Here is a 15908-nt window from a genome sequence, read left to right as displayed (position 1 = left end):
GATGTATCGATTGCTCGTCGTTGACGATATGCCCATTGTAGCAGATGGTTTGATGGAGTTGCTGCAAGGCATGACGCATTTAAACTTGAAATTGTATAAGGCATATTCAGGAACGAAGGCACTCGACATTCTGAGAACTGAAAAGATTGATATCGTGCTGAGTGACATCAAAATGCCCGGCATGCAAGGCATTGATCTGCTAAAGGAGATTAAGGTGAGTTGGCCAAACTGCAAAGTGATCTTTCTAACGGCTTACGATGACTTTGCTTATGTGCGCAGCGCGATTTCGCTCGGTGGCTTTGAATATATTTTGAAAATTGAAGGGGATGACAAAATCGTCCGGACTGTTGAAAAAGCAATTATTAGTCTGAACGAAGAAAACGTCGCAAGAACTTTAATTCACGGTACGGACAGGCATACGACTTTGGCCGATACAGCTCCACGGGAAGCCTATGTATGGGAGTTGCTAAGCGAAGAGAAAACGAATGAGACCGACCTAATTAACGCATTGGTGGGGATGAACCTCTCACTTCGAGCTGATTTGCCTATGCAGATGGTGATGGGGAACTTTAAAGAGTGGGACTGTGTGAAGGATCAGGCTGGGCTGCTCGCCACTGTTCAAAATATTATAGAGCAATATACGGGGGACTGTGCCCGTTTATTGATTAGTAGTAGTAATGATTCTCAGTTTCTACTCCTAATTCAAGAGGATGGCGATGCTTACGAAGGGCCTGAAACAGCTTCCTTCATTCGCAGCAAGTTGGAACCGATTCGCCAAACATGCCGAAAATTACTGGATATCCAGATCGCTTTTGTTCTGCACGATTTACCGGCAGGATGGAGTGGGTTTCGTCATGTTTTTGAGAATTTGAAGAGTGATATCGCCCTTGGAGCAGACATTTCTTTGGGAATGATTGAAGCGGGAGCACTTAGCGAAACTACAGTACAATCGGACAAAAATGAGAGCGGTACGAACTATTTTCAGTTGTATAAAGTTCGGTTGTTAGACAATTATTTAGCGAGTGGAAACGAAGTTGATTTTAATAAATTGTTTCATGAGTTGAAGGCTTTTCTATTAGAGGATTCGACGTTTCGGCTGCACAAGCTGGAATGCCTTCATGCGCTTCATGCCGTTTTTGTATCGAATATGATGGCTTGCCAAATGACGGATGAGCTGGACATGGCTTTAGATCTATATAAAAGAATTCACCTTAGTGGTAACAGATATTGGGAAGAGCTGCAGCAGCAATATAGGCAAATTGCATCCTCCATTTTCGAGTATAAGCGAACCATGGCAAGCGAGAATTCGCCAGAGTGGATCGATAAGGTGCATACGTATATCGAGGCACATTTGGCTGATGATCTGACACTTCCTATGCTGGCCTCACAGGTGAACTTTAACCCTTCTTATTTTTCCCGATTCTATAAGCAGAAGACGGGGATTTCGCTATCTGATTACATTGCGGATATTCGTAATACAACGGCGAAGGAACTGTTGAAGTGTAACAAAATTAAAATTCAAGATATCGCAACGAAAGCTGGCTATCAATCGAGTATGGCGTTTATTCGGTTTTTCAAAAATCAAAATGGGATGACACCTCAGGAGTTTAGAAGAAAGATGTCATCTGCCATCTTCGTTTCTGAAGCGAACAATAAATATTAACGAAGTGGAAAGTAAAATGCAGTAGTATCTCTGAGTTAGTTCTTATTAAAATGGTTCCAAGGCAGGTGATCTTAAGATCGCCTGCCTTCAATTTTTTAGAGGAGGAAAAGGGGTTTTGTATTTTTATATCGATATCTGCTTGGTTTCTCCAAAAATTTCTAATTATCTACAAAATTCGGCAACATTATTAAACGTTGCCAATCTCGAGCTGGGCCGCTTTGATCTCATGCGGTTGTCTGCATGGGATTCGAACGATAATCGTCGTTCCTTTGAGCTCGGAGCTCTCCATTTCCAATCCGTAGGCTGCTCCAAACAAAAGCTTGATCCGCTCGTTAACGTTGTACAATCCTATGCTTCCTCTTTCGGCAGATTGTGAAGAGCGGGTCAGTTTTTGCCTGATCTCATTCAATTTCTCCGGTCCAATGCCGCTTCCGTTATCAGCTATTGTGATACGTAGATCATTCTCATCGCTATAACCCTGGATCGTAAGCAGATTGTTCTGACGCTTACGGTCGAAGCCGTGCATGAGATAGTTCTCGATAAGCGGCTGGAGAATCAATTTAATGATGCCGTACCCCATAATCGACTGTTCGACTTCGATCTCGTAGTGAAAGAAGTTTTGATATCTCGCATTGAATATTTTGAGGTACATGTTGCATAAGTCGATTTCTTCAGCCAGGGTGACGACTGAATCTGCTTTGAGCGATGCCCGGAAGAGAGCAGCGAGCGAATGAATCATTTCTCCGCCTTCGTCATTCCCGTCGATCTCCAGTCTTGCTCGTATCGCTTCTAACGAATTGTACAAGAAATGCGGATTGATCTGGTTCTCGAGAATTTTCATCTCCGCGATTTTTTGCTGCAGCTCGTAAACGTAAGACTTATTAATATGGTCCTGCAGGCTGTCGCACATCTTGTTGAAATGGACGGCTATTTGTTCGAATTCATTATCTTTATTGTTCAGAGGGATCCGGTAAGCCAAATTGCTTTCAACCGTCTTGCTCATTGCTTTGACGATCCGGTTAACCCGTTTGGATATTATGCTAGTCACAAGAAAATAAACCGAGAAGATGAAGAGCAACAGAATAATGGCTGCGATATAAGTGGAGTTGTTAAAAATATTCAGCTGCTTCTTCAATGCTGATTTCGGCAATACGGCAGCATAGATAAAAGGGTCTTTATCGGAGCTGGCCATTCTGACAATGCTGTCCTCGGCCAGCATCACGGAATCCGACGATTGGCGGAGCTGCTCGAAGTAGGAATATTTTCGCCCATAATAGGTCGAAGACGAGTCGAACACAACCTCTCCATCCCGCGTTAACACGAGCAGATAGCCTTTCATGTCTTTGCCAAACTGGTTGATGGTATATTGCAGGTCGTCCATCCCGAATTCTACAATGAACCGACCAAGAAAGAGGCTGGAGCTCGGGTAGTAGAAGTTACTGGCGACGTCAAAGTAGTTCTTGGATGCTTGGGAGGCCACGTATTCCCCCGGATGGGCAGGAACAATAAAGCTCTCCTGTGAAGAGTCCCGTAGTCGGGGAATGTTCTGCAGGATCGCTTCGGTATGGTCAAAGAAGGCATAGTCCAAATCATACATATACAAATAGGCCTTCTGTGAATGGCTGTTATAGAAGATGAGGTTGTTAATGTTAGGGTCAAGGCTTAATAGGTCTTCGAGTTTGTAAGCCATGTTCTTTCTCTCATAGGAGTCTAAGGGCACAGTTCCTAACTGGTCTGTAACGTCCATCATACTCATGATATAAGCAAATAACTGTTCGTCATCGTATATTTTGAGCAGGATGTCTTTAATCGTCTTCGTACGGTCGTTCATCGTATTCTGCAGCGCTGCGATAATTTGCTGATGGATTCCGATTTGTCCTTCCTTCAGTAATGCGTAGGAGTTTCTGGACACATACCCTGTGAAAATATAGAGGGCAACGGATAGAACCAGAATATAGAGCAACAGGATTCGGGTAAACAGCTTGATGCGTATCCGTTTTTTCATTTGAATTCTGCCGGTGACACACCGGTCGCCTTTTTGAAAATTTTATAAAAATGGCTTGGTTCCAAGTAACCCACTTTGGCTGCTATGTCCGTCATTTTCATGTCGGTTTGCAATAGCAGTTCCTTTGCCTTCTCGATTCGCAGATGGTTCAGGTAGCTGCTGAACAAGATCCCGGTTTCTTTCCGGAACAGCTGACCCAAATAAGACGCATTGATATTAAATTTATAGGACAACGTCTTTAGCGATAAATCTTGATTTGAATGCTGCAAAACGTAGTCCAAGATCGGTTTTATCGTCGCGTTGGCAGTGCCGTTCTTATCGCCGAAGAGATCCGAAGCGAGTGCAACGGTTTCATAAACCAGCTTTGCCAAGTCATCAAATCTGGTAGAGGACTCGAATCGAAGGTAAAGATGCTTGAACTGTTCCGGTACATGTAGCGGATTAACAACGGATTTCTTTACCGTGTTGGCGATTTGAAACAGCAGCTCAAGCAATGCGTTCTTGAACTGTGAAAGCGGGAGATGCGATGCGTCTTGTAGACCTTCTAACGCGGCCCGCGTTAATTCCAAACACTCTTCTTTCTTTCCGGCCAAGATCAGGTTATTGATGGTTTCATAAGGAAAGCTCGGTAGCTGTTCTTGTCCGGAGTGGTTCTTCGTATCATCGTCGGAATCGATCAGACTGTTTGGAGGCAATAGAAAACTATAGCCTTGCAGCTCTTTGGCGGACTGATAGCTGAGATCTGCGCCAAGCAGATCGGTTGTCCGTTGCCCGATCGTGATTAAGATTTGGAGGTCATTTCGAGCTTTAATCTCGGAAAGAAATAGCTTTAGCTGCCCTAGAAGTGGAGAGCCGCCGTTTGTTTCGGTGGGTTCAGAGAATATGGCAACCACGTCGAAGGAGGAGTCACAGAAAGACAAACGCAGCGTATTGTGGTTAAACCATTGAGCCAGTTGATCGCGGATCGATAAGGCAACCTTGTGCTTCTGTGCGTTATCTTCGCCGCTCAGTACTCTAATTAACGCAATGCGAAAACAATCGAGATTCAGCTCGATTTGAGCGATTTGTGATTTCTCTTGCAATTCGGCTCGAGAGATAGAACCTGTAACCCATCGAAGCAGGATGTTCTCGCGAAATGCATTCAATTGTTCGGCAAGTCCGATCTGACGGTTCGTGGTATCCTGCAGCTTCTCGACTATCGCTGAAATGCTTGCAACGAATTCGTTCTTATCCAGCGGTTTCAGCATGTAATTCTCGACACCGAGCTTGACGGCCTGCTTCACATATAAGAAATCGTCATGACCGCTTAGGATAAGAATCTTGATGTCCCATCCACGTTGATGGATGCTGCGAATGAGTTCGATTCCATCCATTTGCGGCATACGAACATCCGTAATCAGAAGATGGACCTGGTGTCTCTCCATCAAATCAAGGGCTTCAATTCCGTTGTAAGCGTCCCCAATTACATCAAGGCCAAAATCATCCCAAACGGTCGATTTCCTCAATGCTTCGACTACGATCGGTTCATCATCTACGATCAGCACGTTATACATGTGACAGGTCCCTCCAGTTAGCATCTAAGATAGCACAAATGATGATCGTGTGAAAAGGCTCTAGAGTTTTGACAGTTCGATTGAGAGTTTTGACAATTGAGAGACATCCTCCACCTCCGTTACCATTAGTGTCAAGGGAGGTGACACTCAACCATGAGCAGCACAGCAAGCAGTAAAACTGTAACCGTTTCCGCGAAGGAAGGCAAGAAACTGTTTTACATGGCCACGCCATTCATTGCGCTGGTATTCGTATTCAACTACTTGCCTCTATACGGATGGCTGTATGCATTCTTCGATTACAAGCTCGGCCATAAGTTGTTCGATTCGGAGTTCAAAGGCTTCTTCTTCTTCAAAATGATTCTAAGCGATCCGATCACGGTCGACGAAGTGAAGCGGATTATGTCGAATACGCTAGGCATTAGTTTCTTAAGCTTGCTCGTTCAAGTATTGCCGCTAATATTCGCGTTATTCCTCGTGGAGATGAAGTTTGAGCCGCTGAAGAAAGCCATTCAAACGTTGACGACGCTTCCGAATTTCTTAAGCTGGCCGTTAGTGTATGCGTTTGCATTCTCCATGTTCTCGGAATCCGACGGCTTTATCAACAAGCTGCTGATACAGCTTCATATCATTGAAGATCCGATCAGCTTCTTGGTTAGTTCGAGCCATGTCTGGTTGACTCAAACGGCGTACTTGGCTTGGAAAACGATCGGTTGGACAGCCATTATTTACATAGCCGCCGTTACTTCGATAGACAACGAGCTGTATGAAGCGGCCAGGATCGACGGCGCCGGGAGGTTCCGGATCATGTGGTCCATCACGGTACCGCATTTAATGCCTACCTTCTTCGTACTGATGATGCTTAGCATAGCCAACTTCTTGAATAACGGCCTCGATCAGTACTTGGTTTTCCAGAACGCACTGAACACCGATTCCATCGAGGTGCTCGATCTCTATGTGTACAATGTCGGCATACGAAACGGCATGTCAGGCTATAATTATTCGTTTGCCACGGCAGTCGGCATATTGAAGTCGGTTGTCAGCATTGCGCTCTTGTTCTCGGTGAACTTTGCCTCGAAGAAGGTTCGCGGAGAAGGAATCATTTAAAGAGGGGATTGCCCATCATGAAACAAAAGGCATCATTCGGGAGCTTCAGCTTCAGCTTCATCAATAGTACGGCATTTATCCTGTTCGCGCTGTTATGTATTTTTCCCTTGTATTACATCTTTGTGCTCACGGTGAGCGACAACAAATGGGTAGCTTCCGGGGCGCTGGTCGTATTCCCGAAGGGGTTTAATATCCAGAACTATATTCAAGTTCTCAAGCTTGACGGAATTGGCATGGCACTGTGGGTTACGATTCTCAAAACGGTTGTCGGTACAGCTTGTACGCTCGCAGGCTCGTCATTCCTTGCATTCTTGTTCACAAAGCCTCACATGTATATGAGGAAATTTCTATATCGGTTCGTGCTGGTCACGATGTACTTTAATGCAGGCTTGATTCCATGGTTTATCAACATAAAAAACCTTCATTTGATGAATACGTTCGCCGTTTATATCATTCCGTACATCGTTGCTCCGTTCTATATCATTCTGATCAAGACGTTTCTGGAGAGCATCCCGAGCGCCTTGGAGGAGTCAGCGCAAATCGACGGAGCCGGTATATTTCGGGTATTCTGGAGCATCTTAGTACCGCTGTCCAAACCGATTCTCGCCACGGTTGCCGTATTCGAATCGGTCAATCAATGGAATAACCTGCGCGATAATTTGTTTCTCATCACAGATTCACGGCTGAATACGCTGCAATTTGTCTTGTACAAGTTCATGTCGGAAGCGGATGCGTTAGCCAGCAAAATTATGGTTAACGGTGGAGCGGGCCTATCGGCCTCGAATTTCACGCTCACACCGACCGCGGTCAGCATGACGATTGCCATGGTTGTTATTCTCCCGATTGTCTGCATCTATCCTATTATGCAACGTTATTTTACCAAAGGGATTATGCTAGGTGCAGTGAAAGGGTAGAACTACAATATAGACGCATGTATACAAATGGGGAGGCACACAAGAATGAAGAAGAAGGTTTCAGCTTTAGCGGCGGTGACAATCGCTACGATGCTCACTGCAAGTTTGGCTGGCTGTGGTAGCTCGAACACGGGGAATAACGGTAATGTTACCGGAAATACGAAGAGTGATACGGCTTCGAACGACACGTCGAACGCGGCTAATTCGAATAACACGACGACTGCAACTGAGGAGAAGGCGCCGCTTGAACCGGTCAAAATTTCGGCGTTGATTGGGCCAAGCAGTCTTTCCGGCGTTCAGAGCGATGAGATTTCAACAGAGATCTTCGAGAAGAAATTCGGCTTGAAAATCGATCATATCTTCGCCGGCGATAAATTCGACGAAAGGCTCTCCGCAATCATGGCAAGCGGCGATATGCCGGATCTGATCGAGTTCAAGGATAAAAAGCAATTCGAAAGCGCTGTCAAGGCAGGCGTTCTGATGTCCCTCGATGATCTGGTTGCGCAATACGGCCCCGACATCACTAATAATCTGCCTTCGATGCTACAATACATGAGAGACAACTATAGCGATGGATCAGGCAAGCTGTATGGCTTGGCATCGCAAATCGGCGTCAGTCAGCCAACGAACCTTCTTCATATGGCACTCTATTCCAGATATGATCTCTATAAAAATGCCGGATCTCCTGAACTGAAAACCTATGACGATCTGCTGAGCACATTGAAAACGATGCAAGCGGAATATCCGAAGAATGACAAAGGTCAGAAAGTATATCCATTGCAGCTGTGGAGCGATTGGGATTCCATCAGTATGAGCTTGGTCGACTTTACGATTCCGGGATACATGGGTGTCAGCGCAAACTCGGGAACGCTGCAATTCACGGAATACGATCCAACTACCAAACAACTTAAGAGTGTATTTGATCCTTCCAGCGATTACATAAAAGGCGTAGAATTCTTCCATAAAGCGAACCAACAGGGTATTTTGGACCCGGATTCGATCTCCCAAAAATGGCCGAACGCTGAGAGCAAAACGAAAGAAGGCCGCGTACTGACGACAATGTGGGGCTGGCAATCACAGATCTTTAACGGCAATGATCTCGTTAAATCTAATCCTATGGCAGGCATGATTCCGCTGTTCCCAAAAGACGAAGCGAAAATGCTTGTACAAGCAGAATTGCCGGTCGGTGGCGGTTACGTATTCGGCATCGGCAAAAATTCCAAAAATGCGGACCGTATTATCCAACTGTTGAACTATTCCGCAACGGTACAGGGCTCGACTGAGCTAATGAATGGCGTCGAAGGCAAGGCATGGACGCTCAATAACGGCAAAGCAGAGTATGCGCCTGAATACTTGGAAAAAGTGGCGAAGAACGATCCATCCACAGCCGGCTATGAAAGCTTCTTGATGCTAAATAAATGGAACATCGATCCAAGAACGAACGAGTCGATTACGCATGAAGGTTGGTCGCAGTTCGTGAAGAAAAACCTGACGTCGGCCGAACAGGAATGGGCAACTGCGAATAATTCGTTGAATGTGTATGACTATGCCAAGAAGAATCTGACGGTTGTTCAAGATGATGGCGTAGTGGCACTCGCAGGAGCTCCATCGGATGATATCAAGGTTATCCAGCAGAAGCTGGGTGAAATCCTCAAAACGATGTCATGGAAAATGGTATACGCGAAGAATGATGCGCAATTCAACGAGCTTAAGCAAGAGCTGATCGATAAGGCAACACAATTAGGTGCGGATAAAAACTTCCAATGGGCTCAAACCGAGCTGGCTACCGCATCTGCAAAAGCATCCAAATATACAGAATATCACGTTCAATAACAGACTGATTTATCCATAAGTGCAATGGGTGCCGCGGCTATATTTGGAATCTACGGGCTCCAAATATAGCCGCTTTCTGTTTAAGAACGGGTTGAAGGAGACGTTGAACTTGAATTATTACGTATCTGTTCATGGTAGTGATTGGAATCCGGGTACGGAAGAAGAACCGTTTGCGACGCTTGCGAAGGCGCGCGACTGCGTCCGCTCCATTAATAGCCTAATGACGAAGGATATCGTCGTTTATTTACGCGGAGGCATCTATTATCTGGATAGCGAGATTGTGCTTGATGAACGAGACAGTGGTTCAAACGGATTTATCGTTCAGTACCGTAATTACCCAGGCGAAACGCCGATTCTCTACGGAGGACAACGCATTACAAACTGGGAGCACATCAAATTTAGCGTCTATAAAGCGAAGGTTGGTCGTAATTGGTCATTTCAATCCTTAATCGAACACGATGAATGGGGGATTCGTTACGCAAGTAGCTCGCTTACAGGCCCAGGGCAGTGGCATTTGGATACACAAGAAGGAGAACTGTTCTATTGGCCAAGAAGCGCAGATATCTCGAACGCGGTAATTGCCGCACCGACCATGACAGATATGTTCCGGCTGGTCGGAAGCTCGCCTTCTACCCCGGTAAAGAACATTCAAGTTATTGGACTGCGGCTTCAATTAACGGATACGATCCAACAATTTGATTATGTTGATTCCATTGATTTTGTAAACGGCAACGCAGAGCGTGAAGAAACAAAGCACGGTCTCATTTATATGGAAAATGCGGAATCCATTATGGTTGTGAATTGCAAGCTCTTGAATGCCGGCGTGTGCGGAATATGGCTCAACAAGCATGCACAGCATAACGAGATTTATGGAAACTGGATTGAAGGCTCCGGTTTAAACGGAGTTTATTTAACGGGTTGGTCCTTCGACCAAGGACCGTTTCTGTCTTCAGAAGAAGCTTATGTCAACAAGTTCAATATCGTATCCAACAATTTCATCTTTGACAGCGGCAAATTCGAGCTGACGCGAGGCTCCGGTATACAGCTTCATCAAAGCGGTGACAACGAGATCTCTCATAATCGCATTTTGAGAGCGCCGAGATATGGCATTTCAATGAAAGGCGATCGTTACGGAGTCCTCGAAAATCATGGATCTATCTATGGGATCCCGGTGACTAGAGACAATCGCTATGATTTTCTTTATACCCGAAATAATCAGATCTTGTTTAATGATATCTCCAACGTGATGACGAACTCCGAGGACGGAGCAGGCATTGAATCTTGGGGAGTAGGTACGGGGAATGTATACGATCATAACTGCGTCCACGACTTTGTCAATCTCAACCATTGGCGCAACTGGTTCGGCGGCATCTATTTGGATGACTGCTCGGATTACATGACAGTCACGAATAACATCGTATATGGCATACACGGCGGGCATGCTTTCGGCATTATGGAGAAAGGCATTGAGAATCGGGTATTTAATAACATTATTGCGAATAACGGACTGACATGGGCGATCTGGATGCAAGAATTTGCCGAGGTCTCTTATGGTTTGAAGCTTGGCTGCAACATCCTCTACAACAATAATACGACCGCGATTTATGGCTTTGAACACCTTCCCGAAGGTTTTGCGGGGAATCCCGTTTATACATCTGTTTATGATGGTGAGCTGCCAGAGAGGATTGCGGGCTTCGATCATAATCTCATTTACGAGCCGATGGGTTCAACAGATGTACTTATGGGCGATAAAAGTACCGTTTATCTCTCCTATGAGAACTGGAAGGCGGCTTATGGACACGATGTCCATACCGTACTCGGCAAGGATCCGCTCTTCGTGGATGCCGAGAATGGAGATTTCAGACTTCGTTCGGACTCGCCTGCTTTGGCGCTCGGTTTTACACCGATCGATCAGAGCTTGATCGGTCTGAAGAGCGATTTCCCGTGGGAGCCCATTCAAACAAAGCCTGTCAGCGCGTTAATAGAAGCTAATGGTATCCGCAATCTTCCTCGTTTACATCAAGCAGCGAAAGAGGTAAAGCTATGATTTATACAACATTCGGCCAAACCGGCCTTAGCGTCTCCAAGCTCGGCCTTGGCGGCGCACCGCTTGCAGGCGACTTCGGCAGGACGGATGAAGCGGAGGTAGAGAGCCTCATTCACGAGTCAATCGATTCAGGTATTAATTTTATCGATACCGCCCCTAAGTATGGCATGGGCGAATCCGAACGCCGAATTGGAAAAGCGCTTGTTGGGCGTAGAGATAAAGTTATTCTAGCATCGAAAGCGGTTCGTTCGGATCTTCGCTACGATTACGACAGCACGATCCTCTCCGTTGAAGAGAGCTTACAGAGGCTGCAAACCGATTGGATTGATATCCTGCAGCTGCACGATGTGGAATCGCAACCAGTCGATCTTATTATGAACGAAACTGTTCCTGCTCTCGAGAAGCTGAAACAGGATGGGAAAATTCGTTATACAGGCGTGACGACGCGCGTTCTGCCTCTACTGATGGACTATATGAGGACAGGCAGCTTCGATGCCATTCAATTCTATACTCGTTATATGCTGATCGACCATACGGCTAAGGATGAAGTGATGCCTCTTGCGCAGGAAACCGGTATCGGCGTCATCAACGGCAGCGTTCTGGGACTGGGCATGCTGGCGGATGCTCCTGCTCATTTTCTGGAAGAGGAAGTCTCGCGTAAAGCGCAAAGCCGTATCGACCAGCTGCATTTCCTGCGCAAGTCGGAGCCAAAGGGCCTTATTGAACCGGCCATGCGGTTTAGCATAAGCCATCCCGCTATTCATGTGACATTAACGGGAACATCCTCGCGAACGTCTCTTCGAACCAACCTGTCCTACTGCGATGGGAGGGGCTTGGAAGAGGAAGAACTTCAGCGCGTCTATGATCTGTTCCAAGGTCAGCCATTGTTTAACTAGTTCCTAGAGGAGTGATTGAAATGCCATCAAGAATAAACGCGCTGCCTAAAGTACATGCGGCGTCACGCATCGTCCCTCCGCAATGGGCCCTTCAGGAGCAGCAGCTATTTGAAACTTTAAACAAGGCGGCCAAGGAATTCGTCGAACGTTACACGCATCCGGACGGGACGCTCATTTGGTTTGATCATTGGCCGGGTATGGACGGATCAGACGATCCTTACGAGGGCTTCATGAACCTGGCATTACTCTATGTGCTTGGCGGAAGCAGCGAGCTTTATGAAGTTTCGCGTAAAATCTGGGACGGTATCACCTGGCAGTGGACAGAGTACGGTCAACTTCACCGGGAATTTGATGCCTATTATGACTGGATGCATCACGGAGAAGGCTATCTCTATCTCTATTTCCTTGGGTTGGCGGGGCCTGCGACGCTGAAGGACCGCCAGCGCGCCGTTAATTTTGCGCGCATGTACACAGGGGAAGACCCGGAAGCGCTAAACTACGATTCCGATATGAAGCTAATCCGCTCGCCGCTTAATGGGAGCCGAGGACCTCGTTTTGAAGTCGATGAGGAGGATTGGAGCACACACCGCGGAATCCTCGACGATTATTTAGCCCCATATGAGGATATTCCGGGTGTGGATTTCGAAAGCATGAAATGCGCTTGGTCGAACGACAGCATCTATAAGCACATCATCAGAATGATGAACGAACGAATGAACCGCGGTGATGTTCCGCTTAATTTGAACGCAACGGGATTGATTACGCATGCGTTTCTTCACACAGGGGAACAGAAGCTGAAAAACTGGGTGATCGAATATGTAGATGCATGGCAGGAACGGACACGTTTAAACGGAGGCATCATTCCCGACAACATCGGATTGACAGGGCAAATCGGAGAGTATAATGACGGCAAATGGTGGGGCGGCTATTACGGTTGGCGCTGGCCGCACGGGTTCATGACCATTATTGAACCGTTGACGAACGCTTGCATGAATACAGTGTTGCTAACCGGGGACATGAATGGGCTGCGGTTAGCAAGGGAGCAGTTAGACGCTAACTGGAAGCTGGGACGAGAGCAAGACGGCAAATGGCTGGTTCCTTATAAGCATTTTGACTCCGGCTGGACGGACTTCCGAGAAGCGCTGCCCAAATATCCGATCTATCTATGGACAATGTCGATGGCGGACGAAGACCTGGACCGCGTCGAGCGAATTGCGAAGGACCATGACTGGAACGAGGTTATTGTGCCGGCATTTTCCGGAAGAGATCCGAGAACAGGCCGCGAAACGAAGCATTACATTGGCAATACGCAGCCATGGTTTCAATATATCCGCGGACTCAATCCGGATTATCCGGAACGAATTCTTAGCGCCAATTTCGAGATGATCGGCAACCAATTGGCCAAAATGCGATCACCGGAAGGAGATCCGCGCAGCTGGACGGAGCATTATAGCGAAGGGATGTACTCCGCCATTCACATTTGGCAGGAGATGTGTCCGCTCTACTTTGAAGGTCTTGTTCAGCTGACTTTGGGAGGGCCGATGCATATTTCCCATGGAGGGCTGCAGCATGGCCGCGTTCGATATTTTGACGTGACGGCTGAACGCCCAGGTTTGCCTGTCGGAGTTTCAGCCCTTGTAGAGAAGCTGGAGGCGGATTCCATGACACTGCATTTGGTCAATACGAGCTCGTTCGATGACCGGGAGTTAATCGTTCAGGCAGGTGTATTCGGCGAGCATAGCTTTGGCCTTGGAGAAATAATCGACCAGATAGGCGAGGTTCAGGGATCCGTAGAAGTAAACGGGAAATGGCTGCACGTTTCGCTGCCTGCAGGAACAGGCATCACGCTGCGTTTATCGATGGAGCGTTACGTGAATGAACCTTCGTACGACTTGCCTTGGCCAAATCCAAGCCCAGAGCAACCGATTCGAGGAAGGAGCATGTCATGATGATAGATGCAAATCAGCAAGTCTTCAATCCAGTACTCCCCGGAGATAACCCGGATCCCTCGATAGTCAGGGTAGGCTCCGACTATTATATGGTGACGTCGACGTTTCAGTATTTTCCTGGCGTTCAAGTTCTCCATTCCCGCGATCTGGTGAAATGGAAGTCAATCGGTCATGTCATTACGCGGAAGAGTCAACTCGATCTAACCGGGATGCCGGACTCTTTCGGCGTATTTGCGCCGGATATCTCGTACTATAACGGAAAGTTCTGGGTAGTCGTTCCCTATTACCACGGTCAGCCGCGCTGCACGACGCTGCTATTCACGGCCGACCGACCGGAAGGGCCTTACAGCGAGGCGACTATGCTCAATCATCATTTTATTGATCCGTCGATCTTCAACGATGACGATGGGAAGCGCTATTTAGTGTTCGGCGGAGGCTGGGTGCATGAAATGAAGCATGACGGTTCCGGCTTCGTCGGTGAAGCTAAGCAGGTGTGGCCGGGAACGGGAGGCGCTGCCCCGGAAGCGCCGCATATCTTGAAACGAAACGGATGGTACTACCTTATGCTTGCTGAAGGGGGTACCTTCTTCGAACACATGGAAACGCTTTCGCGGAGCCGCTCGATTTGGGGGCCTTATGAGCCTTGCCCGCATAATCCTGTGCTTATGCAGCGTGACTCCGAGAAATCAATACAGCGGGTGGGGCACGGCAAGCTTGTTCAAGATGAGGAAGGAAACTGGTGGATGTTCCACCTCGGAGGTCGACCATTAACGTCAGGGGGCTTTTGCCCGCTTGGCAGGGAGACGTTCCTTCAGCCGGTGCAATGGACGGATGATGAATGGTTCATGGTCGGAGAAGCGGGTGAACCCTGCGTGTCTATAGTGCTGCCGCAAAGCGGGGTGGCACGAGAACCGGCCTTCGATCTCCATGATCAGTTAACCGGTACCGAGCTTTCTCCTGATTGGGAGTGGGTTCGACATCCTGTTGATGAGGGGTATTCATTGTCATCCGAAGGGCTTCGGATAGCTTGCAAACCGTTTATCCCATTCTCTCTGCAATCTACCCTCATATTAACGAGACGCTGGCAGAGTTTTGGATTTGAGGCGACGGCCACGGTGGCCTTCCATTCTGAGAGCAGGGGCGAGGAAGCAGGGATGACGATGTATCGGGACACCGATGCGTTCCTTTTCTTCAATGTTCGGAACGGGCTCGGCCAGACAGCGGCCCAGTCTTTTGACGTCAGACGCTTGCACGAGAACCAAGAGCACGAAGGCCTCTATTTAGAGGTGGGACAATATGTGAAAGTGCTAAAGACAACGCTTGGTACATGGCGCCTGTCTATTCGGCCTGGCGAGCGGCTTTGGCTCAAAATCCGTTTAGAGCCGAAAACACAGATTATTACGCTGCTCTATTCGATAGACGGCCAAGTCTTCGAAGCAACCGGCATCGCATTATCAGCGGAATTTCTGTACCCCGAACGAAGCAACCGCTTCTTGTGCTTCACTGCGCCGCGAATTGGTCTCTATGCCAAAGGGGTATACGGAGAATCAGAGGGTTTTGCTCAATTCAGCTCTTTTACGATGCAGCCGCTCTGATAATAAGCAATGCATGAGAGCACTATATCCTTTTGAAATTGTCGGGCGACCGGCAAATCTCATTAGTCTCATTTATAACCATTACGCACATAGTGTGAGTAATATATATTGATGAGACTGATTTTATTATAAAATGAGATATGTATTTGATATACCGAATGTAAAGCCAGTCAGGTCAAACAATTGATCTGACTGGCTTATTCATTTTATTAAATAAAGGAAACCAAACTTGGAGATCGGGCAGCGTAGGGATATAACCCCTAATGCCGCCCTTTCTTCATATTTACGTTTTTTTTGATTTAAGCGAGTGGTCTGCAAAGTGAGCAGACTAGCCGCTTTGTATGCGTAC

The 15908-nt window shown here is 47.2% G+C and carries 10 protein-coding genes; 8 read left to right on the top strand and 2 right to left on the bottom strand.

Annotated elements, in window-relative coordinates:
• Nucleotide 1 precedes the first annotated feature (1 nt).
• Entirely contained in the window at nt 2-1663 is a 1662-nt protein-coding gene (locus AC506A_RS28085; protein ID WP_495464317.1) for a response regulator transcription factor, read from the top strand.
• A 187-nt stretch (nt 1664-1850) separates the two neighbouring features.
• Here AC506A_RS28085 and AC506A_RS28080 read toward each other — a convergent pair whose 3' ends face one another.
• Together AC506A_RS28080 and AC506A_RS28075 are read right to left on the bottom strand one after the other, a co-directional pair.
• Nucleotides 1851-3668, bottom strand: a complete 1818-nt coding sequence (locus AC506A_RS28080; RefSeq protein ID WP_495464316.1) for a sensor histidine kinase — start codon at nt 3666-3668, stop codon at nt 1851-1853.
• A complete protein-coding gene (locus AC506A_RS28075; protein WP_495464315.1) occupies nt 3665-5221 on the bottom strand; it encodes a response regulator in 1557 nt (518 codons plus the stop codon). Before AC506A_RS28075 ends, AC506A_RS28080 begins: the two co-directional genes overlap by 4 nt.
• A gap of 153 nt (nt 5222-5374) precedes the next feature.
• On the opposite strand from AC506A_RS28075, the gene AC506A_RS28070 reads away from it, so the two are divergent.
• The 7 genes from AC506A_RS28070 (at nt 5375) to AC506A_RS28040 (ending at nt 15559) form a co-directional block, all read left to right on the top strand.
• Nucleotides 5375-6325: an ABC transporter permease subunit gene (locus tag AC506A_RS28070; protein WP_495464314.1), complete on the top strand. Its 951-nt coding sequence runs from the start codon at nt 5375-5377 to the stop codon at nt 6323-6325.
• 17 nt (nt 6326-6342) lie between these two features.
• Entirely contained in the window at nt 6343-7239 is an 897-nt protein-coding gene (locus AC506A_RS28065) for a carbohydrate ABC transporter permease (RefSeq protein WP_495464313.1), read from the top strand.
• 45 nt (nt 7240-7284) lie between these two features.
• Nucleotides 7285-9072: a type 2 periplasmic-binding domain-containing protein gene (locus AC506A_RS28060; RefSeq protein ID WP_495464312.1), complete on the top strand. Its 1788-nt coding sequence runs from the start codon at nt 7285-7287 to the stop codon at nt 9070-9072.
• A 109-nt stretch (nt 9073-9181) separates the two neighbouring features.
• Nucleotides 9182-11119, top strand: coding sequence for a right-handed parallel beta-helix repeat-containing protein (locus tag AC506A_RS28055; RefSeq protein WP_495464311.1), 1938 nt, complete (start codon nt 9182-9184; stop codon nt 11117-11119).
• The gene (locus AC506A_RS28050) at nt 11116-12015 is read left to right on the top strand and encodes an aldo/keto reductase (RefSeq protein ID WP_495464310.1); all 900 of its coding nucleotides are present in this window, start codon (nt 11116-11118) and stop codon (nt 12013-12015) included. The genes AC506A_RS28055 and AC506A_RS28050 overlap by 4 nt, the downstream gene beginning before the upstream one ends.
• 20 nt (nt 12016-12035) lie before the next feature.
• Complete coding sequence (locus AC506A_RS28045; protein ID WP_495464309.1) at nt 12036-13964, top strand: DUF8034 domain-containing protein; 1929 nt, start codon at nt 12036-12038, stop codon at nt 13962-13964.
• Nucleotides 13961-15559, top strand: a complete 1599-nt coding sequence (locus tag AC506A_RS28040; RefSeq protein ID WP_495464308.1) for a family 43 glycosylhydrolase — start codon at nt 13961-13963, stop codon at nt 15557-15559. The genes AC506A_RS28045 and AC506A_RS28040 overlap by 4 nt, the downstream gene beginning before the upstream one ends.
• The last annotated feature ends 349 nt before the right edge of the window (nt 15560-15908 follow it).

The organism is Paenibacillus sp. N22P23, from assembly GCF_059383735.1.
Note: the sequence above shows the minus strand (reverse complement) of the source record. Positions and strands in the feature narration are given on the sequence as shown.

What these genes read in the sequence shown, in the direction of transcription:
- AC506A_RS28065 (WP_495464313.1), top strand. Translation starts at nt 6,343, where the DNA reads ATGAAACAAAAGGCATCATTCGGGAGCTTCAGCTTCAGCTTCATCAAT.
- AC506A_RS28060 (WP_495464312.1), top strand. Translation starts at nt 7,285, where the DNA reads ATGAAGAAGAAGGTTTCAGCTTTAGCGGCGGTGACAATCGCTACGATG.
- AC506A_RS28045 (WP_495464309.1), top strand. Translation starts at nt 12,036, where the DNA reads ATGCCATCAAGAATAAACGCGCTGCCTAAAGTACATGCGGCGTCACGC.
- AC506A_RS28070 (WP_495464314.1), top strand. Translation starts at nt 5,375, where the DNA reads ATGAGCAGCACAGCAAGCAGTAAAACTGTAACCGTTTCCGCGAAGGAA.
- AC506A_RS28050 (WP_495464310.1), top strand. Translation starts at nt 11,116, where the DNA reads ATGATTTATACAACATTCGGCCAAACCGGCCTTAGCGTCTCCAAGCTC.
- AC506A_RS28080 (WP_495464316.1), bottom strand. Translation starts at nt 3,668, where the DNA reads ATGAAAAAACGGATACGCATCAAGCTGTTTACCCGAATCCTGTTGCTC.
- AC506A_RS28040 (WP_495464308.1), top strand. Translation starts at nt 13,961, where the DNA reads ATGATGATAGATGCAAATCAGCAAGTCTTCAATCCAGTACTCCCCGGA.
- AC506A_RS28075 (WP_495464315.1), bottom strand. Translation starts at nt 5,221, where the DNA reads ATGTATAACGTGCTGATCGTAGATGATGAACCGATCGTAGTCGAAGCA.
- AC506A_RS28085 (WP_495464317.1), top strand. Translation starts at nt 2, where the DNA reads ATGTATCGATTGCTCGTCGTTGACGATATGCCCATTGTAGCAGATGGT.